The 22,243-nt window shown below is 33.9% G+C and carries 23 protein-coding genes and 1 riboswitch; of the genes, 16 read left to right on the forward strand and 7 right to left on the reverse strand.

Features of this window, described 5'->3' with window-relative positions:
* Nucleotides 1–98 precede the first annotated feature (98 nt).
* From ACOOWA_RS12170 to ACOOWA_RS12185, 4 genes are all read right to left on the reverse strand, one after another.
* Nucleotides 99–581, reverse strand: a complete 483-nt coding sequence (locus tag ACOOWA_RS12170; RefSeq protein ID WP_421375536.1) for a ribonuclease domain-containing protein — start codon at nucleotides 579–581, stop codon at nucleotides 99–101.
* A gap of 115 nt (nucleotides 582–696) precedes the next feature.
* A complete protein-coding gene (gene nadE, locus ACOOWA_RS12175) occupies nucleotides 697–1,488 on the reverse strand; it encodes an NAD(+) synthase (RefSeq protein WP_421375537.1) in 792 nt (263 codons plus the stop codon).
* A gap of 8 nt (nucleotides 1,489–1,496) precedes the next feature.
* Entirely contained in the window at nucleotides 1,497–2,024 is a 528-nt protein-coding gene (locus ACOOWA_RS12180; protein ID WP_421375538.1) for a GNAT family N-acetyltransferase, read from the reverse strand.
* 186 nt (nucleotides 2,025–2,210) lie between these two features.
* Nucleotides 2,211–2,849 (reverse strand): leucine-rich repeat domain-containing protein, encoded by a 639-nt coding sequence (locus ACOOWA_RS12185; RefSeq protein ID WP_421375539.1) that lies wholly within the window; start codon nucleotides 2,847–2,849, stop codon nucleotides 2,211–2,213.
* A 52-nt stretch (nucleotides 2,850–2,901) separates the two neighbouring features.
* On the opposite strand from ACOOWA_RS12185, the gene ACOOWA_RS12190 reads away from it, so the two are divergent.
* From ACOOWA_RS12190 to ACOOWA_RS12220, 7 genes are all read left to right on the forward strand, one after another.
* Nucleotides 2,902–3,888, forward strand: a complete 987-nt coding sequence (locus tag ACOOWA_RS12190; protein ID WP_421375540.1) for a gliding motility protein GldB — start codon at nucleotides 2,902–2,904, stop codon at nucleotides 3,886–3,888.
* 118 nt (nucleotides 3,889–4,006) lie between these two features.
* Nucleotides 4,007–4,333: a gliding motility protein GldC gene (gldC, locus tag ACOOWA_RS12195; protein WP_421375542.1), complete on the forward strand. Its 327-nt coding sequence runs from the start codon at nucleotides 4,007–4,009 to the stop codon at nucleotides 4,331–4,333.
* Between the two features lie 126 nt (nucleotides 4,334–4,459).
* Nucleotides 4,460–5,599 (forward strand): cystathionine gamma-synthase, encoded by a 1,140-nt coding sequence (locus ACOOWA_RS12200; protein ID WP_421375543.1) that lies wholly within the window; start codon nucleotides 4,460–4,462, stop codon nucleotides 5,597–5,599.
* A gap of 56 nt (nucleotides 5,600–5,655) precedes the next feature.
* Entirely contained in the window at nucleotides 5,656–6,105 is a 450-nt protein-coding gene (locus ACOOWA_RS12205) for a GNAT family N-acetyltransferase (RefSeq protein WP_421375545.1), read from the forward strand.
* A gap of 71 nt (nucleotides 6,106–6,176) precedes the next feature.
* A complete protein-coding gene (locus tag ACOOWA_RS12210) occupies nucleotides 6,177–6,680 on the forward strand; it encodes a DinB family protein (RefSeq protein ID WP_421375546.1) in 504 nt (167 codons plus the stop codon).
* 409 nt (nucleotides 6,681–7,089) lie between these two features.
* On the forward strand, nucleotides 7,090–7,638 hold the full coding sequence (locus ACOOWA_RS12215) for an L-threonylcarbamoyladenylate synthase (RefSeq protein ID WP_421375548.1): 549 nt from the start codon (nucleotides 7,090–7,092) through the stop codon (nucleotides 7,636–7,638).
* A gap of 322 nt (nucleotides 7,639–7,960) precedes the next feature.
* A complete protein-coding gene (locus ACOOWA_RS12220; protein ID WP_421375550.1) occupies nucleotides 7,961–9,382 on the forward strand; it encodes a CCA tRNA nucleotidyltransferase in 1,422 nt (473 codons plus the stop codon).
* Nucleotides 9,383–9,451: 69 nt separating this feature from the next.
* On the opposite strand, the gene ACOOWA_RS12225 is transcribed toward ACOOWA_RS12220, so the two are convergent.
* From ACOOWA_RS12225 to cdd, 3 genes are all read right to left on the reverse strand, one after another.
* Nucleotides 9,452–10,501: a YncE family protein gene (locus ACOOWA_RS12225; protein WP_421375551.1), complete on the reverse strand. Its 1,050-nt coding sequence runs from the start codon at nucleotides 10,499–10,501 to the stop codon at nucleotides 9,452–9,454.
* Between the two features lie 12 nt (nucleotides 10,502–10,513).
* Nucleotides 10,514–12,352 (reverse strand): TonB-dependent receptor plug domain-containing protein, encoded by a 1,839-nt coding sequence (locus ACOOWA_RS12230; RefSeq protein WP_421375553.1) that lies wholly within the window; start codon nucleotides 12,350–12,352, stop codon nucleotides 10,514–10,516.
* Between the two features lie 35 nt (nucleotides 12,353–12,387).
* A riboswitch (cobalamin riboswitch) is annotated at nucleotides 12,388–12,567 on the reverse strand.
* A gap of 142 nt (nucleotides 12,568–12,709) precedes the next feature.
* Complete coding sequence (gene cdd, locus ACOOWA_RS12235) at nucleotides 12,710–13,192, reverse strand: cytidine deaminase (protein WP_421375554.1); 483 nt, start codon at nucleotides 13,190–13,192, stop codon at nucleotides 12,710–12,712.
* A gap of 107 nt (nucleotides 13,193–13,299) precedes the next feature.
* On the opposite strand from cdd, the gene namA reads away from it, so the two are divergent.
* From namA to ACOOWA_RS12280, 9 genes are all read left to right on the forward strand, one after another.
* Nucleotides 13,300–14,352 carry an NADPH dehydrogenase NamA gene (namA, locus tag ACOOWA_RS12240; RefSeq protein ID WP_421375555.1) on the forward strand — a complete coding sequence of 351 codons (1,053 nt, stop codon included), beginning with the start codon at nucleotides 13,300–13,302 and terminating at the stop codon, nucleotides 14,350–14,352.
* Nucleotides 14,353–14,379: 27 nt separating this feature from the next.
* Nucleotides 14,380–14,670 (forward strand): DUF2752 domain-containing protein, encoded by a 291-nt coding sequence (locus ACOOWA_RS12245; protein ID WP_267264376.1) that lies wholly within the window; start codon nucleotides 14,380–14,382, stop codon nucleotides 14,668–14,670.
* Between the two features lie 23 nt (nucleotides 14,671–14,693).
* Nucleotides 14,694–15,026 (forward strand): CCC motif membrane protein, encoded by a 333-nt coding sequence (locus ACOOWA_RS12250; protein ID WP_421375556.1) that lies wholly within the window; start codon nucleotides 14,694–14,696, stop codon nucleotides 15,024–15,026.
* Nucleotides 15,027–15,313: 287 nt separating this feature from the next.
* Complete coding sequence (tssD, locus tag ACOOWA_RS12255; protein ID WP_421375558.1) at nucleotides 15,314–15,715, forward strand: type VI secretion system tube protein TssD; 402 nt, start codon at nucleotides 15,314–15,316, stop codon at nucleotides 15,713–15,715.
* Between the two features lie 205 nt (nucleotides 15,716–15,920).
* Entirely contained in the window at nucleotides 15,921–17,810 is a 1,890-nt protein-coding gene (locus ACOOWA_RS12260) for a type VI secretion system Vgr family protein (protein WP_421375560.1), read from the forward strand.
* 389 nt (nucleotides 17,811–18,199) lie between these two features.
* Nucleotides 18,200–19,282, forward strand: coding sequence for a DUF2931 family protein (locus ACOOWA_RS12265; RefSeq protein WP_421375561.1), 1,083 nt, complete (start codon nucleotides 18,200–18,202; stop codon nucleotides 19,280–19,282).
* 66 nt (nucleotides 19,283–19,348) lie between these two features.
* Nucleotides 19,349–19,624 carry a hypothetical protein gene (locus ACOOWA_RS12270; protein WP_421375563.1) on the forward strand — a complete coding sequence of 92 codons (276 nt, stop codon included), beginning with the start codon at nucleotides 19,349–19,351 and terminating at the stop codon, nucleotides 19,622–19,624.
* A gap of 47 nt (nucleotides 19,625–19,671) precedes the next feature.
* Nucleotides 19,672–21,495 carry a phospholipase effector Tle1 domain-containing protein gene (locus tag ACOOWA_RS12275; RefSeq protein ID WP_421375564.1) on the forward strand — a complete coding sequence of 608 codons (1,824 nt, stop codon included), beginning with the start codon at nucleotides 19,672–19,674 and terminating at the stop codon, nucleotides 21,493–21,495.
* Nucleotides 21,495–22,199, forward strand: coding sequence for a hypothetical protein (locus tag ACOOWA_RS12280; RefSeq protein ID WP_421375566.1), 705 nt, complete (start codon nucleotides 21,495–21,497; stop codon nucleotides 22,197–22,199). Before ACOOWA_RS12275 ends, ACOOWA_RS12280 begins: the two co-directional genes overlap by 1 nt.
* Nucleotides 22,200–22,243: the final 44 nt, after the last annotated feature.

Genomic DNA, 22,243 nt, shown 5'->3' on the forward strand with positions numbered 1-22,243 from the left:
GTAGGAGTTTTTTACTGTCTTTGCGAGGAACAAAGGAATCTCAATACGAATATCACTGAAACAATATAAGGATCGTCGCTCTTTTTTATGCAATAATCTTACTTCTTCTCAAAACTCTTATAATGATCCTTTGTTAAATATACTTCACCATTTTTAGTGAAAATAATTCGGTCAGCATTTCTGTTTCCGCAATTATAATTAACATCGGCTTCAAAATACTTTTCGTCTTTTGGAAGCTTTCCTTCACGGTTTCCAAAATAATCTCCGCCAATTGCTTTTCCTGGAAGAACTTCACATAGATTTCCCTGAGAAGGATTCCAGCCTTGGTTTTTTGCTGCATTTTTGGTGAGATAATATTCAGGAAGCTGATGGTTTTGTTTTACATAACTAATAACCGTATTTTCATTAGTCAAAACATCAATCGGCTGCTGAATAGGTTGGTTAATAGACGCTTCTGAAACTTTCTCTGTCTTCGGATAAGGTTTTTTCTCAGCGATGAAATTATTATAAATATACATCACCGACATTCCGAAAAGAAGTCCGAGACAGGCAAAAAAAAGCGAACGGATTTTTGGATTCATAATTTTTTAGTCAATAGTTAATTTAACTTCGTTAGTGAATTGTCAATTTTAAACCATAAAATGCGAATTGCAAAAATTCACAATTGACAATTCACCAGTGAAGCAAGATTCATTTTTAATCTCTCCATTCTTCCGGAATATCACACACCGGAATTGGGTTGATTTTATGTTGAGCTGCTTTATTCATTCTGCTGAAAATTTTGAATACTTCCAAATCTCTTCCGCTGTAATTGGCTTCCGTTTTTGTTCCCCATTCTTTCTGGATTTTTTCCAGTTCAGGATATGTTGCTCCAATCTGCATTTCATCGGTTCTTTCTGCATCCCAAAGTCCGTCTGTAGGAATAGCTTCCTGAATGTTTTTAACTAAATTTAAAGCTTTTGCCAATTCATAAACCTCAGTTTTGTAAAGATCAGCAATAGGAGAGAGGTCAACACCACCATCGCCATATTTCGTATAGAAACCAATTCCGAAATCTTCCACTTTATTTCCTGTTCCGCACACCAAAAGTCCATTGATTTGTCCGTAATAATATAATGTCAACATTCTCAAACGTGATCTTGTATTGGCAAAAGCCAGTTTTTCGTTCGGAAATTCGTCATCATGAACGTCGAAAGTTTTGTACAGCTCTTCAAAAGCTGGCGTAAGATTTACCGACATCGCTTCAACATTCGGAAATTTAGATTTGAGATCATCCATATGTTCCCATGCTCGGTTTACCTGATCTTCTTTTTGGCGGATCGGCATTTCAATCAACAAAGTTTTCAAACCCGTCATTGCTGCCAAAGTAGAAACCACTCCGGAATCTACACCACCAGAAACTCCGATCACGTAACCTTTTACTCCTGATTTTTCGGCATAATCTTTCAGCCATCCTACAATATGATCGATTACTTTTTGTGTCTGCATTGTATATCTTATTTTTTAAAATTTTCTTTTTTTAATTCGTACCATAAACAGATTCCGTCTGGCTCGGTAAATTCACCTTTACTTTCAAAACCAAGTTTCATTAAAATATGGTTAGAAACAAGGTTTTCAGAATGAGCATAAGCATAAATTATTTCGGTCTTTAATTCATTAAAACCATATTCCAAAGACGCTTTTCCCGATTCTGTAGCATAACCTTTTCCCCATGTTTCGGGTAAAAATCGGTATCCAAGTTCATAGAAGTTTTGATAACCGTTTACTTCGGAAGTATTTAGTTTTAGTCCGCTCCAGCCAATGAGAAGTCCACTCTCTTTTTCGATAACAGCAAGTCTTCCCAATCCATTCTCTTCATATTGCTTCATAATCATTTTCACCACTTCTTTCGATTCTTCAACTTTTGAAAGAGTAGGCATTCCTATATATTTCATGACTTCAGAGTTAGAATCGAGAAGAAAAAGACGTTCAAAATCTGCTTCTTCAAATTTTCTAAGAATAAGTCTTACTGTTTCTAAATACATGTTTTATTTTTAATAAATGTACGTTTAGTCAAAAGTTTAAAATCAGCAGTCATTTTTGTCATTGACCTCGTGGAATTTTTGATTTCCGGAGGAATCTAGACATTCTGAAATTAAGCGGTTTAGATTCCTCCGAAATGACAAACAAACTTTTAAAACTAAATTATTACCATTAACGGACATTCAAATTTATTTTTTTTCGAAACCGAAAAAGGTAACATTTTTTGTTCCTTTTTTTATATCTGTTTCTTTCAGCGGATTTCCGATTAAATTCAAGCTCTGCAAATTCAGATTTTTAGAAATATCAAGTTTTTGAATCTGATTATGCTCAATATTTAATCTCCTTAAATGGATAAGAGAACTGATATCGATTGCTTTTAATTTATTTAAAGATAATGTTAATTGATCAATTGCCGGTGTAGATTTCAGCGAAATATCTGTGATTTGGTTATTGTCAAGATAAAGTGCCGTTAAAAATTCAAGGTTTTCTGCTGAGAAAGTTGAGGTTTCACAGTGGGAACATGAAAAAAAATTGAGTTGATGTAGATTTTTGATAGAAATATCCGGGATTAAATTCTCATCAAGAACAACCATTTTAATATTTTTAAAATACACCAGGTCACTGGTCATTGTAATCCCTTTTTTCATAACGAAAAGGTTTTCTATTTTTTCAGCTTCAAACTGATTAATGATTCCGTCTTTATTTAAATCGAAGTTTTCTACAACGGCCTTTTCTAAGTTTTTATCTTTAAAAATAAGATTCTGACAACTGAAAAAAGAAATGGCTGAAATCATAAAAAGGGAAGTAATTATTTTGCATTTCATCATTAAATTGTGTTTAATTCATTATTTTTGTAAACTTAAATTTCATGTAAAAATAATGAAGATTTTTAGAATTGCAGCACTTTCATGTTTATTAGTTTTAAGTTTAAACTCTTGTAAAAAAGAGGAACAAACCAATTGGAAAATAGAAATAAAAAATCCTGCCGAAAAAGTAGAGATGACCGATATTTCAAAAGAATTTTATGACATAAACGTTCCGATGGAGCAGTTTAAAGCTAAATTTCCATGGTTTCAGGGAACTGTTTCTGATGCAGATTTTGCTAAAAACAGAGTGAATTCTGATGAAGTAAAGATTTACAAAGAAGCAATTTCTAAAATCGACCAAACAAAACTTCAGAAAGAGCTTCAGGATTTATTTTCACACATCAAATATTATTTTCCGGCATTTAAAACCCCGAAAGTGTATTTGTTTTCATCAACATTTCAGATGATTCAGGATCCCATTTTTTATGATGATAAGACCAATTTCCTTTTCATTGATGTAAGCGGATTTATGGGAACCAATAATGCGAATTATAAAGGTTTGGAAACTTATTTTCAAAAATCGATGAATCCGAATAATATTGTTCCTAAAGTTTCAAGAATTTTTGCTGAAAAGATTGCTCCTTTCTCAACAGATCACCAGAAATTCATCGATCTTCTGGTGTACAACGGAAAAATCATGTTGCTTCAGGATGCTTTTCTTCCCGAAACTCCTGATTATCTGAAAATGGATTATGACAAAAAGCAATACGATTGGTCAGTTGCCAACGAAGCCAACATTTATAATTATTTTGTTGAAAATAATTTGATTTTTGGTGATGATCACCGTTTGGTAGACCGTTTCATTAATCCTGGCCCGTTTTCGAAATTTTACACAGAAATTGATAATGAATCTTCACCAATGGTGGGAGTTTACGTCGGATGGAAGATATGTAAAGAATATCTAAAGAAAAATCCTGAAACAAAATTAACTGATTTCCTGAAAATGGATGCCACAGAAATTTTTAATAAAGCTGGATACAAACCGAAATTAGAAGAATAAAAATGGTTGATAGAAATTGTTTGATAGTTGATAGATAATAAAAAGATGTGATATTCACGACCATCAACTAACAACCAAAACCCAGTAACCAATTAAACATATTAGAAAAATAGGAAAAATGAGAAAGACTCAGATAACGATAGATGTAGAGCTGGATGAAAACCACATTCCTGAAAAAATGACATGGAATGCTGAAGATGGCGGAGTAGAAAAAGAAGAGACAAAAGCTGTAATGATTTCCGTTTGGGACGAAAAAGCCTCAGAAGCTTTAAGAATTGATCTTTGGACAAAAGAAATGCCGGTTGACCAAATGAAAATGTTTATGCACCAGATTCTTATTTCTATGGGAAATACTTACCAAAGAGCTACTGGTGAAGATGATGTTGCCGAATGGATCGAGCAAATGGCAGAAGAATTTGCAGTAAAATCAGCAATAAAAATGTAGAAAGCGTTTGGCTTTTGGCAAATGGCAATTGGCTTTTTGCCAAAGGTTAAATAAATTATAATCAATCTTTTGGCGGTCAAGCGACAAGCTAATAGCCAAAAGCAATAAGCTAAAAGCAAAAATATTATGAATTTCAATACAAAAGTTATACACGGCGGACAACACCACGAATCTGCAACAGGTTCTGTAAACGTTCCGGTTTTTTTAACATCTACTTTCGCACAAAAAAGCCCGGGAGTGCATTCAGGATACGAATATTCAAGAGCAGCAAACCCTACAAGACAGGCTTTGGAAGATTCTTTGGCAAGCATCGAAAACGGAGCGAGAGGCTTGGCTTTCGGTTCTGGTTTGGCGGCAATCGACTGTGTTTTAAAATTATTAAATCCAGGCGATGAGGTTATTGCTGTGGATGATTTATACGGTGGAACTTACAGAATGTTCACCAGACTTTTCGAAAAATATCAGTTGAAATTTACCTTCGTGAATTTCGATGATGTTTCTACAATTGCAGATGTTATTACCGATAAAACTAAATTAATCTGGGTTGAAACTCCAACAAATCCATTGATGAAGTTGGTTGATATCAAAGCTGTTGTAGAAATTGCAAAAGGAAAAGATATTTTAGTTGCAGTAGATAATACTTTTGCAACGCCATATCTTCAGAGACCAATCGACATGGGAGCAGATATTGTGATGCATTCAGCGACAAAATATTTAGGAGGTCATTCTGATGTTATTGCAGGAGCTTTGATCGCAAAAGATGCAGAATTAGGAGAAAAACTTCATTTCATCCAGTTTGCAAGTGGTGGAATTTTAGGTCCGCACGATTCTTATTTGGTTTTAAGAGGAATTAAAACTTTAGCATTAAGAGTCCAGAGACATTCTGAAAACGGAATGGCTGTAGCAAAATATTTAGAATCTCATCCTGCAGTTGCACAGGTAATTTACCCGGGATTGGAATCTCATCCGCAATATGAATTGGCAAAAACTCAGATGAAAGACTTCGGAGGAATGGTTTCTTTTACTTTTAAATCAGGGAAAAAAGAAGATGCCATTAAATTTTTAGAAAAAGTAAGAGTGTTTACTTTAGCTGAATCTTTGGGAGGCGTAGAATCTTTGGCAAATCATCCGGCTTTGATGACACACGCTTCCATTCCTGCCGAAAAACGTGCAGAATTGGGAATTACAGATGATTTGGTTCGTCTTAGCGTTGGAATCGAAGATGCGGAAGATTTAATTGCAGATTTAGAGAAAGCTTTTTCTTAAAATAAAAACCATAAGCATCCGTTTTTAAGCGGATGTTTATTTTTAAACCAATGGTAATGAAAAATACAAGAAAAGCTACAATGGAGGATTTAAGTCAATTGACTGAATTATTTGACCAATATAGGATTTTCTATCATAAAGATTCTGACTTGTCTGCAGCAGCAAACTTTTTAAAAGAAAGAATTGAAAATAAAGATTCTGAAATTTTTGTTGCTGAAAATGAAGGTAAATTGGTTGGCTTCGTTCAATTATACCCATTGTTTTCTTCTACAAGAATGAAACGATATTGGTTGCTGAATGATTTATTTGTTAATGAAAATCACCGCGGAAAAGGCTTTTCAAAAGAATTGATTGAAGAATCAAAAGATTTGGCAAAATCTACCAGTGCAGCAGGAATCCTCCTTGAAACAGGAAAATCCAACGAAATAGGAAATAAATTATACCCAAGTTGCGGATTTGAAATATACGACGAAGTGAATTTCTATGAATGGACGAATGAAGTGTAGTGAATTGTCAATCATCAATCGTCAATTTTCTAAAACTCATAATTTATAATTAATAACTTATAACTAAAAAAATGACTGATTTTCAAAAATACATTCAACGATATTTAGATTTAATTCCATCTGAAAACTGGTCGGAAGAATTGAAAAATGTTGGTGATAAAACCGTCTCCCTGTATTGTTTTTTGACGGAAGAACAGTCTAAATTTGCCTACGCAGAAGGAAAATGGACTTTAAAAGAAGTACTTCTTCATTTATCAGATACCGAAAGAGTTTTTCAGTACAGAATTTTAGCTTTTGCAAGAAACGAAAAAAATGAACTTCCGGGATTTGATGAAGAAGGTTACGCTTCGAATTCTTTTGCTAACGAAAGAAGTGTAGCATCTTTGGTGGAAGAATATCAATTGGTAAGAAATTCTTCGCAGGTTTTATTAGAGAATTTAAATCCGTCAGTTTTAAATAATATCGGGACTGCAAACGGAAACCAGATTTCTGTTCAGACCATATGCAAATTAATTGTCGGTCATAATATTCATCATTTAAATGTGATTGAAGAGAGATATTTGCCGAACCTGTGATATCAAAAAAAATAAATATTGTACTTATAATTAGTGTGCTGATCTTTTTAATATCACTCACACAAAATTGTATTATTTATCAATATTTTGATGAGATACATTATCCATCATATCTAGCTTTTTTGTTAGGTTGGACATATTTTGATGGAGTTCGTTGGGAATGCTTTGTTTGGTTAGCAAATCCATTTTATTTTTTAGGAATTGTTTTAATTATTAAAAGAAATCACAATGCAGTTCTTTCTCTCATTATTTCATCATTTTTGGCAGTTGCATTTATGTTTTTTGAAAACATAACAATTACTAAAAGTGGAAGAATAGCTCCAATAATTAAATTAGAATTAGGTTACTTTTTGTGGTTAATATCAATTTTATTTGCAACTTTCTGCTCAATATTTATAAAAAATAAAATATGGAAAACATCATACAAATATTAAAATCCGGAGGTACAATCCTTTACCCGACTGATACAATCTGGGGAATCGGTTGTGACGCAACAAATATCGACGCGATCAACAAAATTTTTGACATCAAGAAGCGTGAAAAAAACAAATCCATGATTATTTTGGTGGAAACTGAAAAAAGATTGCAGGATTTAGTCGACGTTCCGGAAATGGCTTGGGAAATTATGGATTTGAGCGAAAAACCGGTGACATTGGTTTATCAGAATCCAAAAGGTTTGCCAAAAGAATTATTGGCGGAAGACGGAAGTATCGGAATTCGTTTGGTGAAAAATGATTTCTGTAAAAAATTGATTACCAAATTAAATAAACCTTTGGTCTCCACTTCAGCCAATTTCAGTGGGGAGAAAAGTCCGTTGAAGTTTTCTGATATTTCGAAAGAAATCATTGATCTGGTTGATTTTGCTGTGGAAGAAGACAGAGAAAAAGTTTCGCAATATTCTGGTTCATCAGTGATTAAAATATGGAGTGACAATAGAATTAAGGTTCTAAGAGAATAATTTATTTCCCACAGATTACGCAGATTTGCACAGATTTCTGATCATTTTTAAGAGAAAATCTTAGTTTTTAAAATGATTTCTCTAATATTGGTGTCATTTAACTAAAACTAATGTAACTGATGTGTAAAAAATCTTTGCTGCTTTAAAAAGCGATTTGTTTGTAAATATTTATCTTTGCAAAATAGCTAACCATTAAGAAGTCGGAAATTAAGTTTTTTAACCTTAAATCTGATTTCTTAATGGTTTTACATTAGAAATGGATTTTCATTAACATTATTTGAGAATTTAATATCTAAAATCTAATATCTAACATCTATAAAAAATGTTCATTAATCTTAATCAAAATAGAAATCTAAAACTTTTCAAAATTATTTCTGAAGTTGCTTCCGGAAACAATCAGTCTGTGTACATTGTTGGTGGTTTTGTGCGAGATTTATTAATGAAAAGAAAAGCTTCTACGGATATTGATTTTGTGACTGAACAAAACGGAATAGAACTGGCTCAAAATGTTGCCAAAACTATTGATCCGAAAATGAAAGTTTCTGTTTTCAAAACCTACGGAACGGCAATGATCAAATATAAGGATCTGGAATTGGAATTCGTAGGAGCAAGAAAAGAGAGTTATACCGAAAATAGCCGTAAACCGGAAGTTGAGGGCGGAACCATTGAAGACGATCAAAAAAGGAGAGATTTTACCATCAATGCAATGGCAGTTTCTCTGAATAAAGACAATTTTGGAGAATTAATTGATCCTTTTAACGGAATTGATGATCTGGAAAAAGGGATTTTAAGAACTCCGTTAGAGCCTGCTCAAACTTATTCTGATGATCCGTTGAGAATGATGAGAGCAATTCGTTTTGCCTCGACTTTAAATTTTTCAATCGAAGAAAATTCATTGGAAGCCATTAAACAGGAAGCTGAGAGAATAAAGATTGTTTCGATGGAAAGAATTATGGTTGAATTTAATAAAATCATGCTTTCCCAAAAACCTTCAATTGGATTAAAACTAATGGAACAAACGGGTTTAATGAAATTAATTATTCCTGAATTGATCGATCTGAAAGGAGTAGAAGAAGTAGAAGGACAAACCCATAAAGATAATTTTTACCACACTTTGGAAGTTGTTGACAATATTTCTGAGAACACAGATAATCTCTGGCTTCGCTGGTCTGCATTGCTTCACGACATCGGAAAAGCTCCCACCAAAAAATTCGTTGAAGGAACTGGCTGGACTTTCCATGGACACGAGTTTTTAGGTTCAAAAATGGTGAAAAAGCTGTTTCAAAAATTAAAATTACCATTGAATGCAGACATGAAATATGTTCAGAAAATGGTGAAACTTTCGTCTCGTCCAATCGCTTTGATTACCGATGATGCTTCAGATTCTGCATTGAGAAGATTATTATTTGATGCAGGAGAGGATATGGAAGATCTATTTACACTTTGTAAAGCCGATATTACGACCAAAAATTCAAGAAAACAGGAAAAATTCAAGAAAAACTTTGAATATGTTGCAGTAAAAATAAAAGAGGTTGAAGAAAAAGATCAGGTAAGAAATTTCCAGCCACCGATTTCTGGAGAAGAAATTATGACGATGTTTAATTTACAACCCGGACGGGAAATCGGTATTTTAAAGGAAAAAGTAAAAGAAGCAATTCTGGAAGGCGAGATTGGAAATGATCATGAAGAGGCAAAGACTTTTGTGATTGCGGAAGCCGAAAAATTAGGTTTAACTTTAGCTTAAAAAATAACAATACAAAAAAATGCGGCTTCAAAAGAAACCGCATTTTTTATTTTAAAAAAGAATCTGAGATTAATAGTTTCTGTAAACTGATGTAGCTCCTATTCCTGCTGTGAATTTGCTAATGATTGCTCCTGCAGTAGTATATACAGTAATTTCACTTGCCTGCGTAAATCCTTTTACATCAGATACGAAAATCCTTCCATCTAAAACAGAAAATCCGTAAACAGTAAAGTTTGCTCCACCATCGACTGCAGTGATAAGAGGTGTAGAAGGAACTGTGGTTGCGTTCATATCCATTGAATAAATTTTATTGCTTGAGCTGAAATAAAATCTTCCGCCATCAACCTGAAGGTTTCTTCCGTTTGTAATTCCCGTAAGAGTAGTTGTTTTTACAATAGCTCCTGCCGGAGAAATCTGATAAATGTAAGAATCTGTAGTTCCTGCCGAAATCGTGTAAACGTTATTGTTATAAGAAACAGTCTTATTGATGTTTCCGTTGGGAACCGGGATTGCAGCTCCGTCAATAGTATTGCTTGTGGTATTGATTTTAGTTATGGTATTACCAAACCCATAAGAAGCATTCTGTATAAAAATATTTCCACCTGCTTCCACAACGTTTTCAACTGTACTTGTTGATGCAAAATCAATTTTCTTTACGAAAGAATTATCAGATAATTTATATACGTTTACATATTTAGCTCCGCCGTATTTATCGTTAGAAACATATAGATTTCCATTAGCAACTGCCATATAACGAGGATTATCCAATTGAGTGGTAATTTCTCCTGTTTTTTTGAAAGTTATACGATCTACAACTTTAATTTTGTTTGAATTATTCAACAAAAGATATGCTTTATCCCCATTGAAAACCATGGTTTGAAGTACATCACCTAAGTTTTCGTTGTTTTTTGCTTTATAAATGTCATTTTGCATCAGGCTAAGATCTTTTGTAACGAAAGTTACCTCAGCATTTGGTTTTCCAAAATTACCTTCATTAGTGATAAAAATTCCGTTGTTATAAGTGATTTCAGGAATAACTTCTTCGTAATCCGAAGTACACGAAATCGAAAATAACAGGACGAATCCGAAAATAATCTGTAGTAATTTGTTTAATTTCATAATATGATAATGTTAAAAATTTATTGTTGCGTTGACACTGTAATTTCTCTTTGGCAGCGGATAATAATCTACCGTTTCATACACAGTATCGGTAATATTGTTCACTCTAAATCCTAAAGTGTATTTTTTTAAAATGGTTGCAGAAATTCCTCCATTCATTACAAAATAAGGATAAATCGCATATTTTTTACTTTCATCAGAAGTCGTATAAGTTAATCCGTTAAACATTCCCTGTGCGTAAACTTTCAAAAATTTGTATTGATAATCTATATTCGAAGACATTTTATGCAACGGAACATACGTCAGCTGTTTTTGAGTTGCCAAATCTACGGATTTTGTGTAAACATATCCTGCAATTAGCTTTACAGAATGATTTTTATTAAAACTTTTTTGGTAACTCAATTGAGATTCCAAACCATAAGATTCTACTTTATCGGTATTAAAAGCTCCCCAATAACCAAACGTTGTTGGTAACCAACGAATCATATTATCGATTTTCATATAATACGGGTTTAAACTTAGCGTAAAACCCGCCACACTAAATTCATGATTCATATCTGCCTGAACCGAGGTTTCGGATTTCAGATTAAGATTTCCTCCCGGATTCCAGTACAGATCATTAAATGAAGGGAATCTGAAGTTTTTTGATGCGTTTACATTAACCTGATACCAACTGTTCGCTTTCCATTTTCCTGAAAAAGAGTAGAGAAGAGGCGAATCTATATTTTCAACAAAATCTTGTTTAATTCCTGCTTCAAATCTAAGATTCGGTGTTGCAAAATATCTTAATAAACCAGCAACTGAGCCTATGTTTCTACTTACATTTTTTATCCCAGAATCTCCTAAACCATCGCCCTGATTTTGCTGAAATTCACCAATCACATTAATATTCAGTTTAGAAATGATGAAATAATTAAAATCATTTTTGAAAATGTAATTTTTATTAATTCCACCGCTCGTAAAAGGTGCATTATAAACTCCAAAATACTGGAAATTATCTTCTGTGTAAGCTGCTTTTAAACTGTTTGAAATTCTAGATTTATTAATGTCCCAGGAAAGTAAACTTCTTAAAGTCTGTGCTTTATAACTGGTCTTATTTCCGTTCTCTTCAAGAATTCTGTAGTTTTGTGAAGCATCATAAAACTGACTTTGCCATGATATTGTCTGATGATTGGCAATCTTATAAGCTGCTCCAAAATTAAAAGTCGTATTGTAAAACTTTCCGTTTCGGTTGATATAGTTATTTTTTTCCGGAACTTTATAATCATTTTCACTGATAAAATAATTTCCCGAAGCTTTAATGCTGAATTTATCATTGCTGTAACCTGCTTTCAAAAAATTGTTGTAAGTCCCGAAAGATGCAGCTTCAGAGTTAAATAATCCGCTAAAACCTTTATTAAAGCTCAGATTATTATTCAAATGAATACTTCCGCCAATGGCTCCGCTTCCGTAAATCACACTTCCGCCACCAGATTTGATCTCCATTTGATCATATCCAAAAAGTGCAATATTATTAATGTCTCCCTGTCCTAAAAACTGAGAATTAATATTAATTCCGTTCCAGACAAAAGCAGTCTGTTGAGCCGTTGTTCCTCTGAAAGAAGGTGAAGAAACTGCACCACGACCATTTTCTTTGATGTAAACCGGCGATTGAAAACGCAATACTTCAGAAAGGTTAGACGAGTTTTTTTGAATATCTTTAGGAGATAAAGTATGTAACGAATGAAAAAGCTTAACTTTTTTCATTTGATTGTCGAAAACATATACGGTATCAATCGTTTTTTCCTGACCAAAATATAAGGCAAAGCAGGAAGAAACAGAAACCAAAACGAGTGTTCTTTTTAAAATCATAATCTATTTGCCTTTCCTCCGAAAGCAATCATTTATTAATATTCTAAAATTCCGGCAGGTCTCCTGACTTTCGCTTTTGCTACACCTTCCCGTTTTTGACAGTGGTTTTTTGTAGAAAATAAGGTTGCGATTTACAGTTGCGGGGACAGTCTGGGATTTCCACCCAATTCCCTCTTAGTTCCAATACCTTGGAAACCAAAATTTTTGCAAATATAGTTTTTTTGAAAAGAAAGATTAAATTTTATTAATGCTAAAATATAATCTTAATCTTTATTTAAATTAAAGTTTTTTAAAGCAAAATAATAAAAAAATATTTTCAATCATCTGTGTTAATCTGTTTAATCTGTGGGAAAATTACTACAAAAACGTTCCGTCAAAATAAAACGGCAACAAATCTTTAATAGAACTCACCTTAATCACTTCATCATTTAAATTAGAAAAATAAAGCTCGATATTTTCATTTTGCTTGGTTTCATATTCAATAATACTTTGTCGGCAAGCTCCACAAGGCGGAATCGGAGGGTTTTTCTCTGAAAATTCTTTTGGTCCGCCTACAACAAATATTTTTTTAACAATCTGATTCGGAAAATTAGCTCCAATCCAGAATAATGCAGTTCTTTCTGCGCAAAGTCCGGAAGGAAAAGCAGCATTCTCCTGATTGTTTCCTGAGAAAATTTCGCCGTTTTCAAGCAAAACCGCACAACCCACAAAGAAGTTGGAGTAAGGTGCATAAGCATTTTTTCTTGCCTGAATTGCTTTTTCAAAAAGGCTGTTTTCAACTTCGTTAAGGTCGTTCCTGCTTTTGAAATGTTCGTAACTGATTTTTATATCTTTTTTCATTTTTGTCTGCGTAAAAAGGGGCATAAAAGTAAACCTTTTTGACGAAGCTGGCAATATCTTTGTTACGATAGTAAATCGTAAATTTAAACTTTTAAAAAATAAATTCAATGTTATATTCTCCTATAAAATTCAGAAATGTAGAGCTGAAAAACCGTTGGGTAATGTCGCCAATGTGCATGTATTCTGCTGAAAATGGTCTGGCTAATGATTTTCATTTTGTTCATTACGGAAGTCGGGCTCAAGGTGGAACCGGACTTTTAATTGTGGAAGCAAGCGGCGTAGAACCGAAAGGCAGAATTACCAATCATTGCATGGGAATCTGGAATGACGAACAGGCTGAAAAACTTCAGAAAATTGTAGAATTTGTTCATAAAAACTCAGAAAGTAAAATAGGAATTCAATTGGCACATGCAGGAAGGAAAGGTTCTACGTGGGAAAATAAACAGATTTCTCTGGAGGAAGGCTGGGAAACTCTCGCGCCAAGTCCGATTCCTTATCACCCGACAGAAAGAATTCCACACGTATTGACTGTAGAAGAAATTAAAGAACAGATTCAGAATTTTAAAAATGCTGCAAAACGTGCTGTAAATGCTGGTTTTGATGTTGTTGAAATTCATGCAGCTCATGGATATTTGGTTCATCAGTTTTTATCTCCACTTTCGAATGTGAGAACTGACGAATACGGCGGAAGTTTTGAAAACAGGATTAGATTTTTAATTGAAATTGTAGACGCTGTTAACCAGGAATTAAATGAAAATGTTGCTCTTTTTGTAAGAATTTCCGGGACAGAATATGCTGAAAACGGTTGGAATATTGATGAAAGTGTTGAGCTGTCTAAAATTTTAAAACAGCATAATGTAGATTTAGTCGATGTTTCAAGTGGTGGGAATATTCACGGAGCAAAAATTCCGGTTTTTGACGGTTATCAGGTTCCGTTTTCTTCAGCAGTGAGAAATCAGGCAAATGTGAAAACCGCGGCGGTTGGTTTGATTACAAAAACTGAACAGGCGGAAGACATTTTGCAAAACGGTGACGCAGATTTGATATTTGTAGCGAGAGAGATTTTAAGAAACCCGTATTTGGCAGTTCAGGGCTCTTTTGAAACGAAAAAAGAATGTTTTTTTCCGCATCAGTATTTGAGAGCGAAAATTTCTTCTTAATTTTAGCTGCGAATTTAAAAAAAGACAATGCATATAGAAGATTTTATGCTTCCGTGTCCCAGCAAAAAGTTTTTGGGAATAGAATGTTTCGGATGCGGAACTCAAAGAGCTATTGTAATGGTTTTTCAGGGTAAATTTTCTGAGGCTTTTCAAATGTTTCCGGCAGTTTACACTTTATTGTTGTTTTTCTGCTTTGTGGGACTTAACTTTATTGATAAAAAAAGAAATTACGGTCAGATTTTAATTTTTTTGGCAATAATTAATTCTGTAATAATGGTTTTTTCTTATTTTTATAAACATTTTTTTATTCACAACTAAACTAAACATTAAAAAAATAAATTATGAATCAACAAAAATTACCAAATGCTACGGCGGTACTTGTTTTAGGAATCGTTTCTATTGTATCTTGCTGTTGTTATGGCGTTCCGGGACTAATTACCGGAATCATTGCAATTGTACTTTTTAACAAAGACAGTAAATTATATCAGCAAAATCCTAGTCTTTATTCGGACTATAATAATTTAAATACAGGAAGAATTCTTGCAATTATCGGCATTGTATTAAGTGTACTTACCATTGCTTACTTTATTTTCTGTATAGCATATTTCGGAATGGATGCACTTTCAAATCCAGAATTGATGCAAGAAAGATTAAAGGATTTGCAAAATCGATAGGCTAATTTTAATTTACATATTGGAGACTGCAGAAATGCAGTCTTTTTTTTATAGGAATATTTTCAAAATACAATATTCTGAACGGAGTAAAAATTAAAAAAAGGGCAAATTTGTAAGAAAGATCTTATTTTTAACGATTTAGAAAGTAGTCATAGAATTACGACATTAAATCGTAGAATTACTACAAATTTTGAAATAATGCTTGAAAAAACTAAAAAATAATTGTCTTGGTTTTATCTTTGAGGTATAACAAATCACAAAATACGAACGAATAAAATTTACACATCATGGCAGCAAATTCAAGAGGAATCTTAAAATTTAACGGCAGCGAAGGACAAAAACTGTTAAAGCTGAACTACAGCGTATCGAGATCTACCGATGTTTCTGGTAGAGTAGCATCAGATCCATCCAATGCCATCATCAAATTGACGATTGAAGCAACAGAAAAATCTGAAATTTTAGAAAGTTTGCTTAATGGTAAATACAAGCCAACTTCCGGCGAAATTACTTTCAACAAATCTCACGAAGAAGGAACTTTAATTACATTAAACTGGGAAAACGGTTATGTCATTCAGCACGAAGTAGACTTTGATGCGGTTGACGAAAACTCAATGCTGATCAGCTTTGTCATCAGTGCAGAAAAAATAAATTACGGAAATGCAGCATACGAAGGACTTTGGCCGGTATAATTCATCATACTGATTTTCAGCATATGGTACGCAAAAGACTGTCTGTTTAGATGGTCTTTTTTTGACAATTCAAGAATTTATATAGTTTTCAGGATAATTTAATAAAAAATTTAAGTTTGTTATTTTCCACATAGGATTTTTGTGTTTGTAAATCCTTTTTTCTTGAATAATTTTTTATATATTTATATACCACAATTACAAAAATATGAATACCTCAACTAAAAATGGAGGTTCCGCTTTCCGCCCATCACAAAATGCGGCAGGAATCTCAGAAAATCATCATACGGGAATCAACCGTTTGGTTAAATTATCTTTAGTCATCGAAGGTAAAGTAATCAAATATTACAAGCATTTTAAGCTGACTCAAAGTTCCCGAAAACACCACGAATTTACCCTTACTTTGGCTCACGATGCTTTAGGCGACCGCCAAACTCATACTCTGGAGGAAGCCAATACGTTTTTAGGCAAGAGATTAACGGCCGTTATTTCTTATAAAGATATTGAGAAAAGTCCGGAACGAACTTTTGTGGGAGTCATCACAGGAGTTGGTTTCAGCCAGGAAAGAATGAGCTTGGGAAATATTGTGCTTTCGGGTTACAGTCCGACTATTTTGCTGGATGGCGCTCCGCATATTCAAAGTTTTGGTGGAAATCAGGCGGTGAATATGGGAATTATTGCGGAAGAAGTGATTAAGCAGGGTTTAGATAAAAGCCGTTTTGATATCAGAATCGATACGAATGATTATTCTCAAATTATTTACAGCAGTCAGTATGATGAAACGCATTATAATTATCTGGCAAGAATGGCAGAAGCGTATGGTGAACAGTTTTATTACGACGGCGAAGTCTTGCATTTCGGGAAACTTCCGCCACAAAATACTCCGATTAAATTAATTTACGGAAGTAGCGCCAATGATATTAAAGTTGAATTAAAAGCAGTTCATACCAAGCCGCAGTATTATGGCTATAACAGCAATAAAAATGAAGTTTTAAAATCAGGTTCAACACCGATTCAGCATGTTGGAGATTTGGCAAAAACCGCTTACGAGCACAACGATAAAATTTACAAAACACCTTCATTAAGAGTTGCTCCGATCAAAGCGACCACTCATTTAGATGTTGAATATTCTCAGAAAAGTACGGCAGGAAGTGAGGCGGTGAATGTTTTTAATATTTCAGGAAATACGACTGTTCCTTTTTTACATCCGGGATGTTGTGTAGATATTGAAATGCGAAAAGTGGATACGAACGAAAGTTCATATTTCACTAAAATCATGGTAACAGAAACGACGCATGAAATTGACACCATCGGTCATTACACCGGAAGTTTCAGTGGAATAGCCTCCGATACAGGCTTTTTACCCAAGCCGGAATTCACAGTTCCGATTGCACAGCCGCAGATTGCCACGGTGATTTCCAATGCAGATCCTGAAGGGCAGGGAAGAATCCAGGTACGATTTGATTGGCAAACCAATGACACAACGCATTTTATAAGAATGATGAGTCCTGATGCAGGAGGAACAGACCAGATTACCCAAAACCGGGGTTATGTGGCGATTCCCGAAATTGGAGATCAGGTGATGGTAAATTTTGTACACAATCACCCCGACCGACCTTTTGTAATGGGAGGAATGTTTCATGGAGGGGTTGGATTGGGGGGAGGAATTGATAATCATTTAAAATCAATTCAAACCAGAAGCGGAATACGAATTTTAATGAATGATGAAGAGGGAAGTGTAAATATTATTGATCCAAGTGGAAACAATTATTTTATGGATGGTAAAGGCAATATTGTAGTCACCGCTCCAAAGAATATGACTTTTAATGCTGGTGAAAATCTAAATATTAATGTAGGTAAAGATATGAAAACCAGTGTAGGTAATGATAATGCAATTAATATTATTAATGATCATAAATTTACCTCAAAGAATTACAAGCAAACTGTAAACGAAAATAAAACGATTAATATAACGGGAGATTTAAAGGAAACAACTTCTACTACTACTCACAAGGCAAAAAATGGTGACATTCTTTTACAAAGTTCAGGAGTTGCGAAAATGTTAGGAAAAATAGATGCTAAGGTAAATAAAGGATAAATCTATGATAAAAAAAGTGCTGATTGCTTTATTCTCTTCTGTATTTTCTGTTATCCTCACTGGTATCATTACATTAAGTATTTTAGATCTTACAGGATATAGTCATGGTGATTGCGGATGGTTGGCTGTTTGGCTCTGCGGAGCTTTTCTGCCCCTATTGTTTTTTCTGCCATTTATAATAGCCGCACAGAAGAAGAAAAAAACAATAAGTGATTTTACATGGTATTGTATCTATTCAGATTGTATTGGTTTTATCATCATATCCGTGATCTTATTAATTATAGTTCCTTTATTATGCTCATGAAAACCAGAAATTATTGTATCAAAAAGAACATGAAAACTAATTATGCATCGGCATGGTGTAATAATTACTTTATAAGGTATTAAGAATGAATAAAATATTAAAATATCTGCTAAGCTTTCTGTTTTTTGCCCAGATTTCGTGTCAGGAAAAAAAAGCTTCTAAAAAAATTGAAACTATGACGAAATATGAATGGACTGAAGGTACTTCCGCTCCCTTAGGATATCCGATGGAAGTATACAAAGGAGGTATGGAATGCGAAGGTGGGGAATGGGTAGGATTGAGCTTTGGTATTATTCCAGGCAATGATCAGTGGGGTACTATCAACCATGGGATGGGAAATGGTTTTAAAAGCCTTCCCGCACGATTGGATTTTATCTGGATGTCTTATATGGAAAACCAGTTTTATATGATTGATACTGCTATTGATATTGCTAAAATAAAAGAGTATTTTAATAAAGGATATGAAACAAAAGTGACAAATGGCAGTGGTGAAATTGAGCATTTAAACTATGATGAAATTGGTGTTGGAATGGCCCCCGGAGGAATTGTTGTTGTTTGGGTAGCCGGTGTAGGAGTGCAGAAAGAAGTGGGAAGGTATCAAGGAAAAAAAGTAACAATTCCTGAATCCGAAATTGCTAAACTGGATAGCCATGAAAATCGTTTCTGGAGGAAAGATTACCTTGATGACGTGTTTAATAACGGTAAGGTTATTCCTAGCGAGATAAGAGAAAAAAATAGAGGAAAAGCAATTCCTTTCGGCTTGTGGGATACCTACAGGATACGATACAGCTGGAAACCTGTTTTTGATTTGCCGGAAAATGGCAAGCTCAATTCATTAGCTAATGTAAAGATATTTACAATTAATGGAGAAAAAGAGCAATTCGACACAGCAAAAAGCGTATTGGCTGAAAATGAAAAAAGGGCAATTCCAAGAAGGATTATTTTTGACTATCTGGGAGGAGATAATAAAATATATGGTGCAAATTGTGATCTAAATGTAAACTCAGGTTTTGAAGCTTTTAAAGCTGTGTTTGGTGATGACCCTAATTCAACTAAAGCCGATATCATCGTTAAGGTGAATGAAGCAAACAGCTATTTTACAATAAAGCTAAGGGGTGAAAATGGTAAAGAAGCTTTTATAAAGACAGATAAAGTGGAAGTTTTTTAAAGAAAAGATCAGCAAATAAATTGATTGAATAATTTTTTTCATTAAAAAAATAAAAATGTTTATTAATTGAATACGGCGACAATTTCTTTGCTTGAAAATGAACAAACCACAATATCAACAGGAATAATTTTCTCTCTCGTAGATGATGGTAACAACAGATATGGAGCTGACTGCATTCTTAAAAAGAAATCGGGCGTCGAAGCTTTTGTCAAAGTATTTGGGGAAGATCCTAAGTCAACCAAAGCTGATATTGTGATAAAAGTAAATGGATCATATAGTTTTTTACCATCCTGTTGGAAAGCGAAAATGGAAAAGAAGCGTTTATTAAAACAGAAAACATGAAAATGTTCAGGTCTAAAAAGAAATATCAAAATTAAAAAGAGGTGGTTATGGGAAAGACTTTCGTATACAACACAGGCAATGCTAAACCTCCAGTAGATGAATTGCATCTGGAGATAGGAGTATTTTTTGATGGTACTTTAAATAACTTGAAAAATAGTGAGCTAAGGATGAAGTACAGAGACGGAAAGAATAAAATGGAAAGTACTGATACCAAAGATGAGATCTTGAGAAAAGAGGAAGAGATCGAAAAAACGAGAGCCCAACAGGAAAAAGAATATAAAAACCTTCCCAATAAAGATATATCTGATAATGATGATGAATATCAAAGATATCTCAAAGCAAGCCACAGAGGATGGCTAGATAAACAGGGTGTTGATAATAGTTTTAGTAATGATTATACTAACGTGGCGAGAATGTATCAATGCTGTAGACAAAATACTTACGGAATTTATGTAGAAGGAATTGGAACTCTGAATAATCATAGAGATGTGGATGATGGTTTTCAATACGGCTCTGGTAAAACAGGCGTAAGAGGAAAGGTGAGAAAAGGTTGTGAAATGGCAGCCGACAGAATTAAAAAACTTGTTCTTGAAGCTAATGGTAAAATAAAAATAACTAAAATTACCATCGATACCTTTGGGTTTAGCCGTGGAGCGACAGCTGCAAGAAATTTTGCGTACGAAATAAATGGTAATAAAAGACCCAAAGATGTTGAAATAAAAAAATCCAGAAAGATAATAGGATATACACAGATAGAATCTCGTGAAGGCCCGGTAACGGTTCCGGAATATGGAGATATCTGGATAGATAAAGATAATACTGAAGTAGATCCAAAATATATTAAAGACGGCAAACTTCCAAAATTCGGATTTTTAGGATATTATCTTTTAAGTAAAAGAATTTTATCAGAGCAGCAACTTGAAGAATTAGATCTGGATGTTCGTTTTATAGGGGTATATGAAACGGTATCGTCTTATGAAGAATATGGTGATATGGGAGCAATCAGACGAGTGGGATGGGAAGGAATGAAGCATTCTACCTTAGGATCTTCTTACAATTTCGGAGACGATGTAGAACAGTTGCAGCTGCTGAACCCAGGATCTTATTTCAAAGCAGTTCATTTTACTGCAGAAAATGAACATCGTGAAAACTTTTCACTGACGAGATTTCCGGGAAGTATAGAAAGAGAATTTCCTGGCGTTCATTGTGATATAGGAGGAGCTTATGAAAATGGAATAGAAACAGTAGATGAAATAGAAACATCCAATCATAAGCCGGCGTGGTTCTTAAATAAGCGTAGACAACAGTTGATCGATGAGCATTGGTTTAATGATGAGCAAATAAAAATTAATAACAGCTTACTCAATGTTTTAACGTTGGGAAGTGTTTACCGTAAGATTACCGGAATCCGGTTTTTGAGAAAAGAGTACAGTTATATTCCGCTCCATTTCATGGAAGAACACGGGATAGGTTTTTATGATAACCATATGATGACAAAAACAGAAACAACCTATTCTATTGAGCATGACAAATACCTTCCTTCTGCAAAAGATCTTTTGCACCACTATGTTTTTGAGGATGGAAAAAAATGGAATTTCAAATCAGATGAAGAAGTTGAAAAAGACAAGCAGGAAAGAGCAAGACAAAAATTAGAAAATCCGGAGCCGGTACAAGAACTAATACCGGATGAAGTATATGATAAAGACGGTAGTAAAATTAAAACTACAACTTTACAGGAAGTCGTGGTTACCGGCTATCATCCTCAAACACTATTGAGAATTATACGCAATCAATATCTGCATTGGTCGGCCAACAGGGATTGGATGGGAATGGATCCTAATAGTAATTACGAAAGAGTAATATATCCGTAATGATGTTGACGATATTGGAAAATCTTCATCAGAAAATTTACAGGCTTGAAACAATTGTAACGGAGCATAGAAATCCCGTATATGCCACTACCAAGAGCTATGCCAGAGAGGTTGAAGTGTATTATCTCGGAAAATCTAAAGAAGAACATCAATTTCAGATTCTGGTTGTTGATTTTGATTTTTCGGATGATGATACTGCTATAGGGAAATTGATAAAAAAAATCAGTTATCTGTTTGATGAACTGGAATGCAGGGTTGATCATGAAGGGAACATTACAGCAATAGATAATCTGTTTTTCCTGCGGTTAAGATGGATTAATATTCAGGCTAAATTATCAAAAGTACACAAAGGAGAAGCTGTAGATCATTATTTCAATCAGATCAGCGGCATATTGGAAGATGAAACAAAACTAATTGATTTTCTGACGGGTTATAATATGTTCGGTTTGCTCTTCAACGGCTTGTTGGAGTCATTCGATACCAAAAGAAAAAGAATCTCTCCGGAAGGGTTTATAGAAATCATGATTCCAGAAAAAGATGGAGAAAAAATGATTTTAAAGGTATCTGCTCAAAACCTGGAACTTACAGAAATTGATGATTTCAGGGGAATATTTATCTGCAAAGGTCATCAGTATGAAGAAGGTTTTATAGAAATAAAGAAACAGAATTTTCATTTAAAACATTCATTATTATGGATAGGTTAAATAACGAAGGAGAAGCAAATGCTCCGGAAACTCACACTCAAACT

The sequence above is a fragment of the Chryseobacterium sp. GP-SGM7 genome (assembly GCF_049166575.1).
GTDB lineage: Bacteria > Bacteroidota > Bacteroidia > Flavobacteriales > Weeksellaceae > Chryseobacterium.

Excerpts from the sequence above, each read along its gene's own strand:
- ACOOWA_RS12170 (WP_421375536.1), bottom strand. The coding sequence starts at position 581 with ATGAATCCAAAAATCCGTTCGCTTTTTTTTGCCTGTCTCGGACTTCTT.
- nadE (WP_421375537.1), bottom strand. The coding sequence starts at position 1,488 with ATGCAGACACAAAAAGTAATCGATCATATTGTAGGATGGCTGAAAGAT.
- ACOOWA_RS12180 (WP_421375538.1), bottom strand. The coding sequence starts at position 2,024 with ATGTATTTAGAAACAGTAAGACTTATTCTTAGAAAATTTGAAGAAGCA.
- ACOOWA_RS12185 (WP_421375539.1), bottom strand. The coding sequence starts at position 2,849 with ATGATGAAATGCAAAATAATTACTTCCCTTTTTATGATTTCAGCCATT.
- ACOOWA_RS12190 (WP_421375540.1), top strand. The coding sequence starts at position 2,902 with ATGAAGATTTTTAGAATTGCAGCACTTTCATGTTTATTAGTTTTAAGT.
- gldC (WP_421375542.1), top strand. The coding sequence starts at position 4,007 with ATGAGAAAGACTCAGATAACGATAGATGTAGAGCTGGATGAAAACCAC.
- ACOOWA_RS12200 (WP_421375543.1), top strand. The coding sequence starts at position 4,460 with ATGAATTTCAATACAAAAGTTATACACGGCGGACAACACCACGAATCT.
- ACOOWA_RS12205 (WP_421375545.1), top strand. The coding sequence starts at position 5,656 with ATGAAAAATACAAGAAAAGCTACAATGGAGGATTTAAGTCAATTGACT.
- ACOOWA_RS12210 (WP_421375546.1), top strand. The coding sequence starts at position 6,177 with ATGACTGATTTTCAAAAATACATTCAACGATATTTAGATTTAATTCCA.
- ACOOWA_RS12215 (WP_421375548.1), top strand. The coding sequence starts at position 7,090 with ATGGAAAACATCATACAAATATTAAAATCCGGAGGTACAATCCTTTAC.
- ACOOWA_RS12220 (WP_421375550.1), top strand. The coding sequence starts at position 7,961 with ATGTTCATTAATCTTAATCAAAATAGAAATCTAAAACTTTTCAAAATT.
- ACOOWA_RS12225 (WP_421375551.1), bottom strand. The coding sequence starts at position 10,501 with ATGAAATTAAACAAATTACTACAGATTATTTTCGGATTCGTCCTGTTA.
- ACOOWA_RS12230 (WP_421375553.1), bottom strand. The coding sequence starts at position 12,352 with ATGATTTTAAAAAGAACACTCGTTTTGGTTTCTGTTTCTTCCTGCTTT.
- cdd (WP_421375554.1), bottom strand. The coding sequence starts at position 13,192 with ATGAAAAAAGATATAAAAATCAGTTACGAACATTTCAAAAGCAGGAAC.
- namA (WP_421375555.1), top strand. The coding sequence starts at position 13,300 with ATGTTATATTCTCCTATAAAATTCAGAAATGTAGAGCTGAAAAACCGT.
- ACOOWA_RS12245 (WP_267264376.1), top strand. The coding sequence starts at position 14,380 with ATGCATATAGAAGATTTTATGCTTCCGTGTCCCAGCAAAAAGTTTTTG.
- ACOOWA_RS12250 (WP_421375556.1), top strand. The coding sequence starts at position 14,694 with ATGAATCAACAAAAATTACCAAATGCTACGGCGGTACTTGTTTTAGGA.
- tssD (WP_421375558.1), top strand. The coding sequence starts at position 15,314 with ATGGCAGCAAATTCAAGAGGAATCTTAAAATTTAACGGCAGCGAAGGA.
- ACOOWA_RS12260 (WP_421375560.1), top strand. The coding sequence starts at position 15,921 with ATGAATACCTCAACTAAAAATGGAGGTTCCGCTTTCCGCCCATCACAA.
- ACOOWA_RS12265 (WP_421375561.1), top strand. The coding sequence starts at position 18,200 with ATGAATAAAATATTAAAATATCTGCTAAGCTTTCTGTTTTTTGCCCAG.
- ACOOWA_RS12275 (WP_421375564.1), top strand. The coding sequence starts at position 19,672 with ATGGGAAAGACTTTCGTATACAACACAGGCAATGCTAAACCTCCAGTA.
- ACOOWA_RS12280 (WP_421375566.1), top strand. The coding sequence starts at position 21,495 with ATGATGTTGACGATATTGGAAAATCTTCATCAGAAAATTTACAGGCTT.